General features: G+C 69.5%; 16 protein-coding genes. 8 read left to right on the top strand and 8 right to left on the bottom strand.

Going from position 1 to position 16,771, the window contains the following annotated elements; translation table 11 throughout:
- The first annotated feature begins 44 nt into the window (after positions 1-44).
- The 4 genes from hpaD to hpaI are packed head-to-tail and all read left to right on the top strand — an operon-like array spanning position 45 to position 2,987.
- Entirely contained in the window at positions 45-893 is an 849-nt protein-coding gene (hpaD, locus tag X946_RS22640; RefSeq protein WP_038752379.1) for a 3,4-dihydroxyphenylacetate 2,3-dioxygenase, read from the top strand.
- Positions 894-951: 58 nt separating this feature from the next.
- The gene (locus X946_RS22635) at positions 952-1,344 is read left to right on the top strand and encodes a 5-carboxymethyl-2-hydroxymuconate Delta-isomerase (RefSeq protein WP_038752377.1); all 393 of its coding nucleotides are present in this window, start codon (positions 952-954) and stop codon (positions 1,342-1,344) included.
- A gap of 23 nt (positions 1,345-1,367) precedes the next feature.
- Positions 1,368-2,171, top strand: a complete 804-nt coding sequence (gene hpaH / locus X946_RS22630; RefSeq protein WP_038752374.1) for a 2-oxo-hept-4-ene-1,7-dioate hydratase — start codon at positions 1,368-1,370, stop codon at positions 2,169-2,171.
- 9 nt (positions 2,172-2,180) lie between these two features.
- The gene (gene hpaI, locus X946_RS22625) at positions 2,181-2,987 is read left to right on the top strand and encodes a 4-hydroxy-2-oxoheptanedioate aldolase (RefSeq protein ID WP_038752371.1); all 807 of its coding nucleotides are present in this window, start codon (positions 2,181-2,183) and stop codon (positions 2,985-2,987) included.
- Here the strand turns inward: hpaI and X946_RS22620 are convergent.
- Positions 2,981-3,814: an AraC family transcriptional regulator gene (locus X946_RS22620; RefSeq protein ID WP_038752368.1), complete on the bottom strand. Its 834-nt coding sequence runs from the start codon at positions 3,812-3,814 to the stop codon at positions 2,981-2,983. The genes hpaI and X946_RS22620 overlap by 7 nt on opposite strands.
- Between X946_RS22620 and X946_RS22615 the strand changes: the two genes are divergently transcribed.
- Together X946_RS22615 and X946_RS22610 are read left to right on the top strand one after the other, a co-directional pair.
- Entirely contained in the window at positions 3,734-4,261 is a 528-nt protein-coding gene (locus X946_RS22615) for a hypothetical protein (protein WP_162483270.1), read from the top strand. The two genes, X946_RS22620 and X946_RS22615, sit on opposite strands and share 81 nt — an antisense overlap.
- A gap of 13 nt (positions 4,262-4,274) precedes the next feature.
- Positions 4,275-5,240 (top strand): quinone oxidoreductase family protein, encoded by a 966-nt coding sequence (locus X946_RS22610; RefSeq protein WP_038752362.1) that lies wholly within the window; start codon positions 4,275-4,277, stop codon positions 5,238-5,240.
- A 218-nt stretch (positions 5,241-5,458) separates the two neighbouring features.
- On the opposite strand, the gene X946_RS22605 is transcribed toward X946_RS22610, so the two are convergent.
- From X946_RS22605 to X946_RS22590, 5 genes are all read right to left on the bottom strand, one after another.
- Positions 5,459-6,550 carry a porin gene (locus X946_RS22605; protein WP_038752360.1) on the bottom strand — a complete coding sequence of 364 codons (1,092 nt, stop codon included), beginning with the start codon at positions 6,548-6,550 and terminating at the stop codon, positions 5,459-5,461.
- 31 nt (positions 6,551-6,581) lie between these two features.
- Positions 6,582-7,046: a hypothetical protein gene (locus tag X946_RS35240; protein ID WP_161788685.1), complete on the bottom strand. Its 465-nt coding sequence runs from the start codon at positions 7,044-7,046 to the stop codon at positions 6,582-6,584.
- 12 nt (positions 7,047-7,058) lie between these two features.
- Positions 7,059-8,126: an ABC transporter ATP-binding protein gene (locus X946_RS22600; protein WP_038752357.1), complete on the bottom strand. Its 1,068-nt coding sequence runs from the start codon at positions 8,124-8,126 to the stop codon at positions 7,059-7,061.
- Entirely contained in the window at positions 8,119-9,888 is a 1,770-nt protein-coding gene (locus X946_RS22595; RefSeq protein WP_038752354.1) for an ABC transporter permease, read from the bottom strand. The genes X946_RS22600 and X946_RS22595 overlap by 8 nt, the downstream gene beginning before the upstream one ends.
- A gap of 94 nt (positions 9,889-9,982) precedes the next feature.
- Positions 9,983-11,071 (bottom strand): ABC transporter substrate-binding protein, encoded by a 1,089-nt coding sequence (locus X946_RS22590; RefSeq protein ID WP_038752352.1) that lies wholly within the window; start codon positions 11,069-11,071, stop codon positions 9,983-9,985.
- A gap of 128 nt (positions 11,072-11,199) precedes the next feature.
- On the opposite strand from X946_RS22590, the gene X946_RS22585 reads away from it, so the two are divergent.
- Positions 11,200-11,871, top strand: a complete 672-nt coding sequence (locus X946_RS22585; RefSeq protein WP_038752349.1) for a response regulator — start codon at positions 11,200-11,202, stop codon at positions 11,869-11,871.
- Positions 11,868-13,421 (top strand): sensor histidine kinase, encoded by a 1,554-nt coding sequence (locus X946_RS22580; RefSeq protein WP_038752346.1) that lies wholly within the window; start codon positions 11,868-11,870, stop codon positions 13,419-13,421. Before X946_RS22585 ends, X946_RS22580 begins: the two co-directional genes overlap by 4 nt.
- Positions 13,422-14,100: 679 nt before the next feature.
- On the opposite strand, the gene X946_RS22575 is transcribed toward X946_RS22580, so the two are convergent.
- Both X946_RS22575 and X946_RS22570 read right to left on the bottom strand, forming a co-directional pair.
- Complete coding sequence (locus tag X946_RS22575) at positions 14,101-14,970, bottom strand: MOSC domain-containing protein (protein ID WP_038752344.1); 870 nt, start codon at positions 14,968-14,970, stop codon at positions 14,101-14,103.
- Positions 14,971-15,295: 325 nt separating this feature from the next.
- Positions 15,296-16,261, bottom strand: coding sequence for an ABC transporter substrate-binding protein (locus X946_RS22570; RefSeq protein ID WP_038752341.1), 966 nt, complete (start codon positions 16,259-16,261; stop codon positions 15,296-15,298).
- Positions 16,262-16,771 lie beyond the last annotated feature (510 nt).

Here is a 16,771-nt window from a genome sequence, read left to right as displayed (position 1 = left end):
CGCGCGCGGGCTCTGTTTGCCGGCGACGCGGCAGGAGACTCACGATGGGAAAGCTGTCACTCGCCGCGAAGATCACGCACGTGCCGTCGATGTATCTGTCCGAGCTGCCGGGCAGGCATCACGGCTGCCGTGCGGAGGCGATCCGCGGCCATCAGGCGATCGGCGAGCGCTGCCGCGCGCTCGGCGTCGACACGATCGTCGTCGCCGACACGCACTGGCTCGTCAACGCCGGCTATCACGTGAACTGCAACGGGCATTTCGCGGGCGTCTACACGAGCAACGAGCTGCCGCATTTCATCCGCGACATGCGCTACGAGTATCCGGGCAATCCGGCGCTCGGCCATCTGATCGCGGCGGCCGCGAACGAGCGCGGGATCGGCACGCGCGCGCACGAGATCGACAGTCTCGAGCTCGAGTACGGCACGCTCGTGCCGATGCGCTACATGAACGCCGATCAGCATTTCAAGGTCGTGTCGATCGCCGGCTGGTGCATGTGGCACGCGCTCGACGAGAGCCGGCGCTTCGGCGAGGCGCTCAGGCACGCGATCGAAGCGAGCGATTCGAACGTGGCGTTCTTCGCGAGCGGCTCGCTGTCGCACCGTTTCAACGACAACGGCAGCCCCGAGGAGGCGATCCACATGATCAGCCGCGAGTTCTTCCGGCAGGTGGACCTGCGCGTCGTCGAGCTGTGGAAGCAGGGCGATTTCGCGACCTTCTGCAAGATGCTGCCCGAGTACAACGAGCACTGCTTCGGCGAAGGCGGCATGCACGATACCGCGATGCTGCTCGGCCTGCTCGGCTGGGACCGCTACGACAAGCCGGTCGAGATCGTGACCGACTACTTCGCGAGCTCGGGCACCGGGCAGATCAACGCGATCTTCCCGCTGCCTTGAGCGGCGCGACGATTCGCTTCGGATGCCGACGCAATTCTGAAGAACACGGAGAGCCGACATGCCTCACATCATCGTCGAATACACCGCGAACATTCGCGACGACGCGCGGATTCCCGTGCTGCTCAAGACGATCAACGAGACGCTGATCGCGCAGGGCGGCGTGTTTCCGACGGGCGGCATCCGCTCGCGCGCGATCGAGCTGCAGGACTACTGCGTCGCCGACGGCACCGCCGACGACGCGTTCGTGCACGTGACGCTGAAGATCGGCTCGGGCCGCGACGACGCGACGAAGAAGGCCGCATGCGACGCGCTGTTCGACGCGATCAAGGCGCATTTCGCCGCGCTCTACGAACGGCGCTATCTCGCGCTGTCGATGGAGCTGACCGAGTTCAGCGAGACGGGCTCGTACAAGTACAACAATATCCACGCACGCTACAAGCGCGGCGCGTGACCCCAACCCCGACAACGAAGACCATGCTAGATTCCGCCACCATCCAGCTGCTCGCGCGCCGGCTGCACGCCGCCGAGCGCGAGCGCAAGCAGATCCGCCAGATCTCGCTCGACTACCCGGAGATCACGATCGACGACGCGTATGCGATCCAGCGCACGTGGGTCGCCATGAAGCTTGCCGAAGGGCGCGTGCTGAAGGGGCACAAGATCGGCCTCACGTCGAAGGCGATGCAGTATTCGTCGCAGATCGACGAGCCCGATTTCGGCGCGCTTCTCGACGACATGTTCTTCGAGGACGGCGCGGCGATTCCGGCGCACCGCTTCATCGTGCCGCGCGTCGAGGTCGAGCTCGCGTTCGTGCTCGGCAAGCCGCTGCAAGGGCCGCACTGCTCGGTGTTCGACGTCTACGACGCGGTCGACTACGTCGTGCCCGCGCTTGAGATCATCGACGCGCGCAGCCAGTCGATCGATCCGGACACGAAGCGCCCGCGCAAGGTGTTCGACACGATCGCCGACAACGCGGCGAACGCGGGCGTCGTGCTCGGCGGGCGGCCCGTGCGGCCGATGGACGTCGATCTGCGCTGGGTCGCGGCGATCATGTCGCGCAACGGCGTCGTCGAGGAAACGGGCGTCGCGGCGGGCGTGCTGAATCACCCCGCGAACGGCGTCGCGTGGCTCGCGAACCGGCTCGCGCGCTTCGACGTGTCGCTCGACGCGGGCGAGATCATCCTCGGCGGATCGTTCACGCGGCCGTGCGCGGCGAAGAGCGGCGACACGTTCAACGTCGATTACGGCCCGCTCGGCGCGATCCATTGCCATTTCGAATGACGGACGACGATGCTCATTCCTGACAACACGTTCAAGGCCGCGCTCGCGCGCGGCGAGGCGCAAATCGGGCTGTGGCTCGGGCTCGCGAATGCCTACGCCGCGGAGGTCGTCGCGGGCGCGGGCTTCGACTGGCTGCTGATCGACGGCGAGCACGCGCCGAACACGGTGCCGACGATCCTCGCGCAATTGCAGGCGATCGCCGCGTATCCTTCGCATCCCGTCGTGCGCGTGCCGTGGAACGACGCGGTGGTCGTCAAGCAGGTGCTCGATCTCGGCGCGCAGACGCTGCTCGTGCCGATGGTGCAGAGCGCGGGCGAGGCGCGCGCGGCCGTCGCGGCGACCCGCTATCCGCCGCACGGCGTTCGCGGCGTCGGCAGCGCGCTCGCGCGCGCGTCGCGCTGGAACCGCGTCGACGATTACGTGCGGCAGGCGAACGAGCGGATCGCGGTGCTCGTGCAGGTCGAGACGCGCGCGGGGCTCGACGCGATCGACGCGATCGCGCGCGTGGACGGCGTCGACGGCGTGTTCATCGGGCCCGCCGATCTCGCGGCCGATCTCGGGCATCTCGGCGATCCCGCGCATCCGGACGTGCAGGCGGCGATCGATCGCGCGATCGCCGCGATCGCCGCGGCGGGCAAGGCGGCGGGCATCCTGAGCGCGGACGAGCGCGCGGCGCGGCGCTATCTCGAGGCCGGCGCGACGTTTGTCGCGGTCGGCGTCGACACCACGCTGCTCGCGCGCGGCGCGCAGCAGCTCGCCGCGCGGTTCAAGTCGCCGGCAGGCGGCGCGGTTCGCGCGGGCGACGGCACTTACTGATTTCGGCTTGCGCCGGCATTGATCGGCGGCGCGTCGCCGCGCCGCCCGCCGGGCTTCGCGTTCACATACTGCCCGGGCGTCGTGCCGAGCGTGCGGCGGAACATGTCGATGAACGCGCTCACGTTGTCGTAGCCGAGGTCGAGCGCGACCGTCGTCACCGTCACGCCGTCCGCGAGCCGTTCGAGCGCGCGCAGCAGGCGCGCCTGCTGACGCCATTGCGCGAACGTCAATCCCGTCTCGGACACGAAGCGGCGGCTCAGCGTGCGCGGCGCCATGCCGGCCCACGCGGCCCATTCGTCGACGCGGCGGTTGTCCGCGAGATCGCCGGCGAGCGCGTCGGTGATCCGCACGAGCCGCGGATCGCGCGGGCGCGGCAGTCCGAGCGATCCCGTTTTCGCCGCCGCGATCTCGTCGAGCATCACGTCCGCAATCCGCGCGCGCGCGCCGTCGAGCTCGCCGCCGCGCCAGCTCGCCGCGCGGCGTACGGCTTCGCGCAGCAGCGGCGACGTGACGATCGCGCGCGGCGCGTCCGGCAGCGTCGCGCATCGGTGCTCCGCGATGAAGACGCTCCAGCCGGAGAACGGCCCGAACGAGCGCAGCGAGTGCACGCGATGCGGCGGAATCCAGATCGCGTGGATCGCGGGCACGACCCAGTCCTCGTCGTCGAGCCCGATCGACACGAGCCCGCTCGACGTGCCGACGAGTTGTCCGCGCGCGTGGCTGTGGCGCGCGGTGGTGCGCGCGCCGTGCTGCGTCAATTCGACAGCGGCGACGAACGGGCCGTCGGACGACGTGACGAGTTCGATGGGAAGAATGGGATCGAGCATGGCCTGAATACCGTATCGAATGGCCTTTATACCGGAGACCGGTCGCGCGCGCACGTCTACACTGCGTTCACTTCCATTCGATTCGGCGCGCCGCGCCTGGCGGTGCGAGCCGAATCGGTTCCCCACGTACACGTCGAGCGATGCGAGGCGTCCAGCGTCGCGAGCCGCGCCCCCGCCACGGCCGCGGTTCTCGCGAACGCGCGCGCGCCGGCTGATTGCGGCGCGATTCGGGGTGACTCGGGGCGATTCGCCTCGACGCGCAACGACGCGGCGGGGCGCAAGCGCAGCGGGCGCGCTGCCGATGATGCCGTTGCCGATGCTGCCGATGTCGACGCCGATGCCGACGCCGATGCCGATGCGTCGGCCGCGGCGCGCGCGATCGACTCGTTCGACGGTCCCGACATTCACGACGCGCGGCGATCGAGCGATCCCGCTGCGACCCAATGATCAAGGAGCCTTCATGAAAGCTGCTGTCGTCCTGGGCGCGGGCCAGCGCCCGGCCTACGCCGAATTCGATTCGCCGGGCGCGTCGCCCGGCCATCGCGCGATCGACGTGACCGCTTCCGCGTTGAGCCGGCTCGCGCAGGCGCGCGCGTCGGGCGCGCATTACTCGTCGACGGGCCGTTTCCCGTTCGTGGCGGGCGTCGACGGCGCCGGGCGTCTCGACGACGGCCGGCGCGTCTACTTCTTCGGCCCGCAGGCGCCGTTCGGCGCGATGGCCGAGCGTACGCTCGTGCCCGAAGCGAACTGCATCCCGCTGCCCGATTCGCTCGACGACGTCACGGCGGCCGCGATCGCGCTGCCGGGCATGTCGTCGTGGGCGGCGCTCACCGAGCGCGCGCGGCTCGCGGCAGGCGAGACGGTGCTCGTCAACGGCGCGACCGGCACGTCGGGGCGGCTCGCCGTCCGGATCGCGAAGCACCTCGGCGCCGCGAAAGTGATCGCGACCGGGCGCAATGCGAACGTGCTCGATGCGCTGAAGTCCGCGGGCGCCGATGTCACGATCTCGCTCGCGCAGGACGACGGGCAGGTGGCGCGCGCGTTCGAGACGCATTTCCGCGCGGGCGTGGACGTCGTGCTCGATTATCTGTGGGGCGCGAGCGCGCAGGCCGCGCTGATGGCCGCGGCGAACGCGTCGCCCGAGGCTCGCCCGGTGCGCTTCGTGCAAATCGGCACGATCGGCGGCGCCGACGTGCTGCTGCCGGGCGCGGTGCTGCGCGCCACGGCGATCACGCTGATGGGCAGCGGCCTCGGCAGCCTTTCGCTGCCGCGCCTGCTGGATGCCGCGCGGGCGGTGTTCGAGGCGGCGCGTGCGGCCGGGTTGCGGATCGACACCGAAACCGTGCCGCTCGCCGACGTCGGCGCGTACTGGGACGACACGAGCAGCCTGGTTCGTCCGGTGTTCACGATGGGCGCGTCCCGGTGACGGGCGCGCGGCCGCGACGATATGCGGCGCCCGACGCCCGACGCCTCCCGACGCCACCCGACACCGCCCGACACCGCCCGACACCGCCCGACACCACCCGACACCACCCGACACCACCCGACACCACCCGGTCGCCGGGTGCCGTCCGGTTCCGTCCCGCGCCTCCCGTGCCGTCCCGCGCAATCGCGTGCAATCGCGTGCAATCGCGCGCCGTTCGCTCAGAACCGCTGCTGCATGCCAAGCGTCACGCCGGCCTGCGTATCGGCGTAGCCGACCGAATCGCGCGACACACCGACGTTGCGCCCATGCTGGGCGATCGCGAAGCCGCCCGCCGCATACAGCACGGTGCGCTTGGACAGCGAATATTGCGCGCGCAGCGACACGAGCGTCGGATCGGCGTCGGTGCCGCCCTTGATGTTCTGGTGATAGACCGCGCCGATCAGCGAGAACGCCGGCGTGAAGTCGTACGAGCCGCCGATCCAGTACATGTCGCTCAACTGCGTCGCCGCCGCCGTGTGGAACGTGCGGCGGTAGTTGCGATAGCCGGCCATCGTCTTCAGGTTGCCGAAATCGTAGCTGACGCCCGCATGAATGCCCTGCACGTAGTCGACCGGATCGGCGGGGCTCACGCTGTCGCGCGCGCCGTTCTGGCGGTCGAACGTGACGACCGCCGCGAACGCGCCGCGCTCGTAGCCGAGCGCGAAGTCGTACTTGGCGCTCGTCTTCATGCTGCCCGGCACGTTGCCGAAGCCGTACATCGCGCCGAAGCGCAAGCCGCCGTACGCGCCGTCGTAGCGCACTGAGTTCGACGAGCGCGTGAACATGCCGTCCTTGCGGCCGCCTGTGGCCGTCGACGACGTCGCCCACGAATAATTCTGCGCGTAGCCCATCGGGTCGAACGGCAGCATGTAGTCATACGTGACGGTGAAGTTGCGTCCGAGCGTGAGCTCGCCCCACTTGCCCTTGAGGCCCACCGTCGCGCGCCGCGCGAAGATCGAGTCGGGGCCGTCGTCGAAGCCGCCGTTCGCGAGGTCGATCCCGCTTTCGAGCCGGAACACCGCCTTCAAGCCGCCGCCGAGATCCTCGACGCCGCGCAGGCCCCAGCGCGACGTGTTCTTGTTGCCCGACTTCAGGCGCAATGCGCTGCCGCCCTCCGGCGCGGCGTGGTTCGCGTATTCGACGCCCGCGTCCATGATGCCGTAGAGCGTGACGCTCGACTGCGCGAGCGCGTGGCCGGCCGCGAGGCTCGCGCACGCGGCGAGGCCGGCTGAGATCGCAGCCCTGCCGGCGTTTCGGCGATGCTTTTTCATTTTCGGTGTCTCCGATTGAGTGGTGGTTGTTTTAGGTGGCGCGCGCACGTTCGCCGTCAGGCGGCGTGCGTGCGCCGGGTGCGCCGGCGGATGCCGGCGCGGGTTTGCTGCTGGGTGCTACAGGGGATTCCGCCGGGGCGTTCGGGGCGGGTTCGTCGCGCGCGTTCATGCTTCGCGAGCCGGAGCGACGAGCGCCGCCGCATGCGCCGGGCGATGCGTCGCGGGTTCGCGCGAAGGCGGCGCGGCGTGCGTGGCGTTCGGCGTCGTTTGCGGTTGCATACGGCATCGCATACGGCCGCGTATCCGGCAGCATCTGGAATCGCACCCGGCATTCCGCGCGCCGAAAGCGCCGCATCACCTCGAACTTGCGTTGCCGCTTGCCGCTTGCCAATCGCCGAACGCCGAACGCCGAACGCCGAACGCCGAACGTCAAACGCCAAACGCCAAACGCCAAACGCCAAACGCCAAACGCCAAACGCCAAACGTCGAACACCAAACGCCCCCCCGGTCAGCCCGCCTTCGCGAACGCCCAGCAATCGTTCGCCGGAAACTCCAGCCAATGCCGGCCCGCCGCGCGCGGCGCCGAGCCGAACGCGCGCAGCCGCAGCTCGCCGCAATGGAACAGGTATTCCCAGCGGTCGCCGAGATACATCGACGTGACGAGCTCGGCGGGCAGCCGGTTCTCGCCCGGCTCGTCCGCAACCTGCACGCGCTCGACGCGGATCACCGCGTGCGCGTCCTCGCCTTGCCGAAGCGCGCCGCGCGCGAGCGCCGCGAGCCGCCAGCCGTCGCCCGCGAGCGTCACGCGCTCGCCGTCGATCGCGTCGACGCGCGCGTCGATCCGGTTGTTGCTGCCCATGAACTCGGCCGTATAGAGCGTGCGCGGCGCGCCGTACAGCTCGGCGGGCGTGCCTTCCTGCTCGATGCGGCCGTCGCGCAGCAGCAGGATGCGGTCCGACATCGCCATCGCCTCGGCCTGGTCGTGCGTGACGCAAAGCGCCGACAGCCCAAGCGACACGATCAGCTCGCGCAGCCACGCGCGCGCTTCCTCGCGCAGCTTCGCGTCGAGGTTCGACAGCGGCTCGTCGAGCAGGATCACGGGCGGGTTGTAGACGAGCGCGCGCGCGATCGCGACGCGCTGCTGCTGGCCGCCCGACAACTGGTGCGGATAGCGTTCGGCGAGATGGCCGAGGCCGAGCTGGTCGAGCGCGGTCTGCACGCGGCGCTTGATCTCGCCCGCCGCGACGCGGCGCAGCTTGAGACCGTAGCCGACGTTCTCCGCGACGCTGCGGTGCGGCCACAGCGCGTACGACTGGAACACGAGGCCGAGCGAGCGCGCCTCGACGGGCAGGTCGACGCGGCCCGCGCCGTCGAAGAACGTGCGCTCGTCGAGCCGGATGCGGCCGGACGACGGCGTCTCGAGCCCCGCCACCGCGCGCAGCAGCGTCGTCTTGCCGCTGCCCGACGCGCCGAGCAGGCACACGACTTCGCCCGCTTTCAATTCGAACGACACGCCCTTCAAGATCGGGTTCGCGCCGTAGCTCAGATGCAGATCGTCGACGATGAGCTTATCCATGCAGTTTCACTCCGAAGCGCAACGCGACGGCGAGTCCCGCGCCGACCATTGCGATGTTGATGACGGACAGCGCGGCGACCTGATCGACCGCGCCCGTCGCCCAAAGCGACACGAGCAGCGCGCCGATCACCTCGGTGCCGGGCGACAGCAGATAGACGGCCGTCGAATATTCGCGCTCGAAGATCATGAAGATCAGCAGCCACGCGGCGAGCAGGCCGAAGCGCACGAGCGGCAGCGTCACGTCGAGCGACACGCGCGCGCGCGTCGCGCCGACGCTGCGGCCCGCTTCCTCGAGCTCCGGGCCCACCTGCAGCAGCGCGCTCTGGATCACGCGCATCCCGTACGCGAGCCACACGACCGTGTACGCGATCCAGATGCTCCACATCGAGCTCTTCAGCTCGCGCAGGCCCGGCACGAACAGGAAGATCCACAGGAACGCGAGGCCGGCGAGAAGGCCCGGCACCGCGCGCGGCAGCAGCACGATGTAGTCGAGCATGCGCGCGGCCCAGTCGTGACGGCGGTGGCCGGCGAACGCGACGAGCGAGTAGAAGCCGATCGCGAGCGCGCCGCCGATCACGCCGACGCCGAGCGTGTTGAAGATCGCGCGCACGAGGTTGTCCTGCTCGAACAGCTCGACGAAGTTCGCGACGGTCAGCACGTCGGCGAGCGGCACGCCTTCGCCCCAGTTCGTGACGAACGCGCGCAGCACGATGCCGGAGATCGGCACGATCACGGTGAGCGCGAGCCACGCGGCGACGATCGCGAGCGCGACCCAGCGCCACGCGCGCAGCGGCAGCACGGTCGGGCGGCCCGCCTTGCCCTTGACGGTCACGTAACGGCTTGCCGATTTCAGCAGATGGCGCTGCAGCAGCACGAGCGGAAACGTGATCGCGATGATGCACACGGCGACGGCCGCCATCAGGTGATACGACGGCACGCCGAGCTTGTTGGTCAGCTTGTACAGGTACGTCGCGAGCACGAGATGGCCTTCGGGGTCGCCGAGCACGAGCGGCAGCCCGAACACTTCGAAGCCGAGGAAGAACACGAGCACGCCCGAGAAGAGCAGGGCGGGCAGCGTCATCGGCAGGCTCACGTCGAGCGCGACGCGAAACGGCCGCGCGCCCGTCACGCGCGCGGCCTCCTCGACGTCCGAGCCGAGGTTGCGCAGCGCGGCGGACGCGTACAGGTACACGTGCGGCACGTGCGTCAAGCCGACGATCACCGTGATCGCGAAGATCGAATAGATGTTCCACGGCACGGACGAGATGCCGAACAGCGCCTTGAACCACACTGAATAGAAGCCGACCGGGCCCGCCGCGACGACGTAGCCGAACGCGAGCACCATCGGCGACACGAACACGGGCGTGAGCACGAGCGGCTCGAGCCAGCGGCGGCCGGGCAGATCCGTGCGCACCATCAGGAACGCGAGGATGCCGCCGAGCGGAATCGAGATGAACAGCATCCCGCCCGCGATGACGAACGAGTTCTTCGCGGCGGACCAGAAGTCGGGATCGGTGAAGATGAAGCGGAAGCCTTCGATGCCGAGCGTCCTGTTCGCGTCGAAGAACGGCGCGGTCAAGAGGCTCTGAAACACGATGAACGCGATCGGCAGCGCGACCGCGATCGTCAGCACCGCGACGACGATCCAGCGCAGCATGCCCGCGAGCGGCCAGAGTCCGCCCGCCGCCGGCGCGGGCGGCGCGCCGTCGCCGCGCGCGCGCGCGACGGGCGCGGACGGTCGGCCGCTGGTGGTTGTAAGCATGAGTTTGCCCTTGCGGCCCGCGGGCCGCGTCGATGGAAAAGGAAAGCGGGGAGGGCGCGCGCGGCGGCGGCCGCGCGCGCTCACGCGTGCGGGCTCAGCGCTTGAGCGCCTGCTGCCACTGCTTGAGGAACGCGAGGCGCTTCGACTGATCGAGGTAGACGAGCAGGCCCGAGCCGATCTGGATCGGCTTGAGCGAATCGCCGAGATCCTGCGCGAGGCGCGTCATCGACGTCTCGCCCGACACGTCCGTGCGGATCGAGTAGAGATTGGCCTGGTTCGCGATCAGCGTCTGGCCGCGCTTCGACAGCAGGTAGTCGACCCACAGCTTGGCCGCGTTCGGATGCTGCGCCTGCTTCGAGATCGTCACGAGGCGGCTCACGACGAGCGTGTAGTCCTTCGGAAACACGTAGCCGATCGACTTGTCCTTCTTCGCCTTTGCGTAGGCATACGAGCCGATGATGTTGTAGCCGACGAGGTTCTCGCCCGACGAGATCCGCTCCATCATCGCGCCCGTGCTCGACTGCAGCTTCGGCCCCGCCGCGCCGATCGCGCGCACGAGCTCCCACGTCACCTGTTCGTTCACGTGCGCGTCCTGCGTCAGGTAGTTGAAGCCGACGCCGGACTTCTCGATGTCGTAGGTCGTCACCTTGCCCTTGAATTTCTCGGGCTGCGATTGCAGCAGCCTGATCAGATCGGCGCGCGTCTTCGGCACGTCGTTCTCGGGAATCAGGCGCTTGTTGTAGACGATCGCGAGCGGCTCGTAGGTCGTGCCGTACGCCTGTTTCTGATACTGCGCCCATTGCGGCACGTTCGGCGTCTCGGGCGAATCGTACGCGGCCATCAGCCCGTCGTTGACGAGCTTCACCTGCAGATCCATCGCCGAGTTCCACAGCACGTCGGCGCTCGCGCTTTTCGCGGCGCTTTCGCTGACGTAGCGGTTGTAAAGCTCGGTGCTGTTCATGTCGTTGTATTCGATCTTCACGCCGTACAGGCTTTCGAAATCCTTGATGAGCGGGCGCACGAGCGCGGTGTCGGTCGTCGAGTAGACGACGAGCTTGCCTTCCTGCTTCGCGGCGTCGATCACGCGTTGGTAGTTACCCGGATAGCCGGCCGGGACCTGTGCGCAGACAGTGCTTGCGGCGACGAAAAGAGCGGCGGCGATGGCGGCCGGTGCGTACTGCATGTCTTCCTCCAGTGGCGTCTTGGTTGGTTCGAGTGACGCGGATGGTACGCGGCGCGCACTTTCAGCGCGCTTTCATTTTTCGTCACAATCGCTTTCTTTTGATTATGGATTTCCCGAGGTTTTGCTTGATGCGTGTGCTGCTCGTCGAAGACAACCCGATCCTCGCGCAGTCGCTCGCCGACGCGCTCGCCGCCGCGCGTTTCGCGGTCGATCACATGGCGGACGGCGAGGCCGCCGACCACGTGCTGCACACGCAGGACTACGCGCTCGTGATTCTCGATCTGGGGCTGCCGAAGCTCGACGGCCTCGAAGTGCTGCGGCGGCTGCGCGCGCGGCGCAATCCGGTGCCCGTGCTGATCCTGACCGCGCACGGCTCGGTCGAGGACCGCGTGCGCGGGCTCGATCTCGGCGCGGACGACTATCTCGCGAAGCCGTTCGAGCTGACCGAGCTCGAGGCGCGCGCCCGCGCGCTGATCCGGCGCAGCCTCGGCCACGAGCACACGCGCGTCGAATGCGGGCCGCTTGCGTTCGACAGCGTCGATCGCAGTTTTCGTCTGAATAATGACGTGCTCGCGCTGACGCCGCGCGAGCGCTCGGTGCTCGAGGTGCTGATCCTGCGCAACGGCCGCGCGATCAACAAGGAGACGCTGTCGGAGAAGATCTTCGGGCTCGACGAATCGGTGAACGCCGACGCGATCGAGATCTACGTGCACCGGCTGCGCAAGAAGCTCGAGGGCAGCGGCGTCGCGATCGTCACGCTGCGCGGGCTCGGCTATCTGCTCGAGGCGCAGCCGCGATGACGCGGCTCAATCTGCGCGCGCAGGTCGCGCTGTGGCTGTTGCTGCCGTTCCTCGGGCTGCTCGCGCTCGATTCGTGGCTCACGTACCAGCGTGCGATGAACGCCGCACACGTGGCGTTCGACCGCACGCTCGCGTCGTCGCTGAAGTCGATTCGCGAGGGCGTGCGGCTCGTCGGCGGCGAGGTCGAGGTCGATCTGCCGTATCTCGCGCTCGAGATGTTCGAATCGAACGACGGCGGCAAGATCTACTACCTGATCCGCGACGACGACGGCCGCGCGATCACCGGCTACCGGGATTTGCCGATGCCGCCCGCGAAGGCGAACGCGCCGCTCTACACGACGGCGTTCTACGACGCCGTCTACCGCGGCGAGCGGCTCAGGATGGCTGCGCTGCGGCTGCCCGTGCACGACGTGCCGAGCGCGCTGACGCGCGTCGTCTGGGTGATGGTCGGCGAGACGATCGAGGCGCGGCAGGCGCTCGCGCGCGAGATCCTCGTCGGCTCGCTGCTGCAGGAGGGCCTGCTCGTCGTGCTCGCGCTTGGCATCGTGTGGCTCGGCGTCGGGCGCGGGCTGCGGCCGCTGAACCGGCTGTCGGCGAAGGTCGCCGCGCGCGCGGAGGACGACCCGACGCCGCTCGAGACGCTCGGGCTGCCGAGCGAGGTCGCGCCGCTCGTCGAATCGATCAACCAGTACGTCGGGCGCACGCAGCGCATGCAGGTCGCGCGGCGGCGCTTCTTCGCCGACGCCGCGCATCAGCTGAAGACACCGCTCGCGGCCGCGCAGGCGGGCGTCGAGCTCGCGCTGCGGCCCGCCGAGCGCGAGCGCGTGAATGTGCATCTGCGGCGCGTGAACGGCGCGGTGCGGCAGGCGGCGAAGATCGTCCAGCAGTTGCTGTCGCTGTCGCGGCTCGAATCGGATGTCGCGCCGGCGATCGAGCGCAAGCCCGTCGCGCTCGCGAAGCTCGCGCGCAGCGTGACGCTCGACTGGTCGAGCGTCGCCCGCGCGCGCGGCATCGATCTCGGCTTCGAGCAGCACGCGAGCGTCGACGTGATGGGGCGCGCGGATCTGCTCGGCGAGCTCGTCGGCAACCTGATCGACAATGCGATCCGCTACGCGGGCGACGGCGCGGTGATCACGGTGCGGATCGCGCGCGACGGCGAGCTCGCGCGGCTCGAAGTGATCGACGACGGGCCGGGCATCGCGCCCGACGAGCGCGACGCGGTGTTCGAGCGTTTCTATCGGAGCCAGGCGACGCTCGCGATCGACGGCACGGGGCTCGGGCTGTCGATCGTGCGCGAGATCGCGCGCGTGCATCGGGGGAAGGTCGAGCTGGACGATGCGGCGGGGGCGGGCGGCGTGAGCGATGCTGCCGGCATGAGCGGCATGAGCGGCATGAGCGGCATGAGCGGCACGAGCGGCATGAGCGGCGTGGGTGGCATGAGCGGCGCAGAGCGCGACGGCGGCGGGCCGGCGGGCGCGCGTGCGGCAGGCGCTCGTGCACGGGGCCGCGGGCTCGTCGTGCGGGTGACGCTGCCGGTTCATGCGGCCTGAGCGCTCGATGTGAGGCGGCGGGAGGTCGATTTTTCGTTTGGGGGCGGCGGGCGGACGGGCGCGCTGCGATGCGGCGGATAACGGATTGCCGGCGGCGGCCTGCTCGACGATCGGCGCTGTTGATGCATGCGATGCGGCGTGATTCGAGGCTTTCGTTGTGAAGCCGTTGGAGTCGACGGGATCGCGCCAGGCGGGAACGGCAATGGGATCGCTTCACATGCCTGAAATGCGTTCAGTACTTGAAGCGCTTGAAATGCCTTCAGTGCCTGATGTGCCTGAAGCGCTTGAAATGCCTGAAATGCCTGAAATGCCTGAAATGCCTGAAGTGCCTGAAGTGCCTGAAGTGCCTTCAGTGCCTTCAGTGCCTTCAGTGCCTGAAGTGCCTGAAGTGCCTGAAGTGCCTGAAGTGCCTGAAGTGCCTGAAGTGCCCGAACTGCCCGAACTACCCGAAGCATTCGAAATGCTGGAAGCAGAACAAGCGCCCGCCGAAGATCGCCATCGCCGCATTTCGCATTTCGCCTCGTGTTCGCGGCGCGGAGCGCTCGCTCCCGATCTCGCGGCTGGTTGGGGGCCGGCGACGCATACGACGCGCATGCCGATGCGCTTCGACGCGGCCCTCCACTGCGTCGGCCCGCCGCGCCGCCGGCCATGGCCTCGCACGCGGGCGCAAGCGCGGACGTCACTCGCGGAACGCGATCTCCGCGTCGACCGACTGCCCGACCTCCAGAAACGCGCCTTCGCCGTTCACGACGATCGCGTTCTTGCCGAACGTCAGCGCGCCGTCGAATTGCGCGCTGCCGCGATAGACGCTCATCGTGTCGGTCGGCTCGTTCGGCCAGGCCGGGTCCGGCGCGCCCGTGCGCTGGTCGATCGTCGGGACAGGGCAGCGCGTGCAGAGCTTCACGAGGCTCAGGCGCACGCCGCCGTCGCCGGTTTCCACGTCGAGATAGTCGACATAGTCTTCCTCGTACGCGTCGAGGCCCGTCAGCACGACGTTCGGGCGGAAGCGGTTCATCGGCACCGCGCTCGCGCCCTTGCGGCGCAGCCGCGCGTTCAGGTCGTCGAGCGACGATTGGCCGACGACCAGGATCGGAAAGCCGTCCGCGAACTGCGCGTACGACGTGAACGCGCCCGTCCATTTCGCGCCGACGACGCGCCGCGCGTCGGGCGCGAAGCGCGCGAGCCGCGCGGGCGTGCCGAGGAACTCGCTGAACCAGGCTGCCGCGTGCGCGCCGGCGTCGAGCGCGTTCACGGTGTCGCGCCAGACGGTCGCCGCGAGCGGCTGGGCGCCCGCGAGCGCCGACGCCGCGAGCGGCGTGCGCAGCTCGGGCATCCCGGGCGCGTCGACGACGAGCTCGCGCTCGCCGATCGCCGTGCGCACGAGCGCGAGCCGCGGATGCGTGCGCTGCGTGATCATCATGCCCGCCGGGTCGGTGACCATCCAGTTGCGGTCGTATTCGAGGCCTGTCACGTGCAATTGCGCGCGCACCGTCGCAATGCCCGCACAGGACTTGATCGGATAGACGAAAAGTTCGCTGATGACTGGCATGGCGCTCGAGCCCGGGGACCGGTACGGATTAGCAAAAAACGGCGGCGGAACCGTGATTCTGCCAGATTGCCCGAGTATGCAACTGTCCGCGTCCGAGCGCGCGCACTAGACGCGCCTGGGCCGCGCGGGGCCGCACCTGCCTCCGCAAGGCGGATTGGGCGTCCGCGCGGCGGCCGCGCACGGGCCGATCGCCGCGTCGCGCGGCGCTTTGCGCCGCTTGACATGCGTGCCGCCGCCGTCGCCGAACGCGGGTTTTCCGCCATCGAACGCGGTCCCGCCGGGCGGATTGCCGCGGCCGCGCGCCGGATATCGGCGTGAGCCGCCGCTAGCCGGACGCGAGCGGGAAGGCGCGATCGAACGTGGGCCGCACGTCGAGCGGACGCTTCAGCAGGCCCGCCTTCAGATAGAAGTCCGCGGTGCGCTGCTGTTCGGCGACGATCGCGTCGTCGATCGGCTGCCATTGCGTGCGGCGGCGCTCGAACTGCAGGCGCGCGGCGGCGGGCGGAATGCCGATGATCCGCGCGAGCGCGGCCGAATACGCGTCGACGTGCCGATACGACCACGCCTGCGCGCGCGCGACCCGCTGCAGGAAGTCGCGCAGCGCGTCGCGCTTCGCGGCGATCGCGGCGTCGGTCGCCGCGACGTAACTCAGGCCCGACCACAGCCCGCGGCCGTCGACGAGCACGCGTGCGCGGCCGCTCGTCTGCGCGAGCGCGGTGTAAGGCTCCCAGGTCGCCCATGCGTCGATCGAGCCGCTCGCGAGCGCGAGCATCGTGTCGGCGGGCGGCAGGAAGCGGAAATCGACGTCGGCGGGCGCGAGGCCCGCCGCGTCGAGCGCCTTCAGCGTGACGAAGTGGCCGATCGAGCCGCGCGTCGTGCCGACGCGCTTGCCCTTCAGATCGGCCGCGCGGCGCAGCGGCGCGTCGGGTGCGACGACGACGGCGGTGCCGTACGGGTCCGAGCGGTTCGCGCCGATCACCTTCACGCGCGCACCGGACGCGAGCGCGAAGATCACGGGCGCGTCGCCGATCGGGCCGCAGTCGACCGCGCCCGCGTTCAGCGCTTCGGCGAGCGGCGCGGCGGCGGGGAACTCCGTCCACTGGATGTCGTACGGCACGCCCGCGAGCGCGCCCGCCGCTTCGAGGAGCGCGCGCAGGCCGCCTTTCTGGTCGCCGGCTTTCAGCAGCGGGCGCGCGAGCGCTTGCGCGCGGGAAGCGAGCGGCGCGGCCACGGCGGTTGCGGCGGCGTAGGCGAGGAATCGCCGTCGGGTGGGGTTCGGTGTCGATGTCATCGGGGTGTCGGGCGTGTGGATGCCGGGTGGCGGTTGGTCGGGATGCGGGCGGGCGACGCCGATCGCGGCGGGCGAGCGGCCGGCGGCGTTCGGCGCGGTTGCGGCGATCGGGGCCCCGGTTGGCTTCGCGGGGCGAGGTGCTTCGTCGTGCCGGCGCGCGGCGTCGGATGGGGCCGCGGCGCTTCGGCGGCGTACGGCGTTTCGTGTTTTCCGGGCATTCATCGGGCCGCAGTGTGTGAAGCGCTCAAAACGCTTGGTGGTTGAAATTGTGGGCTTGCGGTTCGGGGTTCGAAATTCGGAATTCGAAGCTCGACGCTCGACGCTCGAAGTCCGAAGTCCGAAGTCCGAAGTCCGAAGTCCGAAGTCCGAAGTCCGAAGTCCGAAGTCCGAAGTCCGAAGTCCGAAGTCCGAAGTCCGAAGCCCGAAGCCCGAAGCCCGAAGCCCGAAGCCCGAAGCCCGAAGCCCGAAGCCCGAAGCCCGAAGCCCGAAGCCCGAAGCCCGAAGCCCGAA

Source organism: Burkholderia sp. ABCPW 111, assembly GCF_000773065.1.
GTDB classification, from domain to species: Bacteria; Pseudomonadota; Gammaproteobacteria; order Burkholderiales; family Burkholderiaceae; genus Burkholderia; species Burkholderia savannae.
This window is presented reverse-complemented; position numbering and strand designations above follow the sequence as displayed.

Coding starts and splice junctions, on each gene's coding strand:
- hpaD (WP_038752379.1), top strand. CDS start 45: ATGGGAAAGCTGTCACTCGCCGCGAAGATCACGCACGTGCCGTCGATG.
- X946_RS22635 (WP_038752377.1), top strand. CDS start 952: ATGCCTCACATCATCGTCGAATACACCGCGAACATTCGCGACGACGCG.
- hpaH (WP_038752374.1), top strand. CDS start 1,368: ATGCTAGATTCCGCCACCATCCAGCTGCTCGCGCGCCGGCTGCACGCC.
- hpaI (WP_038752371.1), top strand. CDS start 2,181: ATGCTCATTCCTGACAACACGTTCAAGGCCGCGCTCGCGCGCGGCGAG.
- X946_RS22620 (WP_038752368.1), bottom strand. CDS start 3,814: ATGCTCGATCCCATTCTTCCCATCGAACTCGTCACGTCGTCCGACGGC.
- X946_RS22610 (WP_038752362.1), top strand. CDS start 4,275: ATGAAAGCTGCTGTCGTCCTGGGCGCGGGCCAGCGCCCGGCCTACGCC.
- X946_RS22605 (WP_038752360.1), bottom strand. CDS start 6,550: ATGAAAAAGCATCGCCGAAACGCCGGCAGGGCTGCGATCTCAGCCGGC.
- X946_RS22600 (WP_038752357.1), bottom strand. CDS start 8,126: ATGGATAAGCTCATCGTCGACGATCTGCATCTGAGCTACGGCGCGAAC.
- X946_RS22595 (WP_038752354.1), bottom strand. CDS start 9,888: ATGCTTACAACCACCAGCGGCCGACCGTCCGCGCCCGTCGCGCGCGCG.
- X946_RS22590 (WP_038752352.1), bottom strand. CDS start 11,071: ATGCAGTACGCACCGGCCGCCATCGCCGCCGCTCTTTTCGTCGCCGCA.
- X946_RS22585 (WP_038752349.1), top strand. CDS start 11,200: ATGCGTGTGCTGCTCGTCGAAGACAACCCGATCCTCGCGCAGTCGCTC.
- X946_RS22580 (WP_038752346.1), top strand. CDS start 11,868: ATGACGCGGCTCAATCTGCGCGCGCAGGTCGCGCTGTGGCTGTTGCTG.
- X946_RS22575 (WP_038752344.1), bottom strand. CDS start 14,970: ATGCCAGTCATCAGCGAACTTTTCGTCTATCCGATCAAGTCCTGTGCG.
- X946_RS22570 (WP_038752341.1), bottom strand. CDS start 16,261: ATGACATCGACACCGAACCCCACCCGACGGCGATTCCTCGCCTACGCC.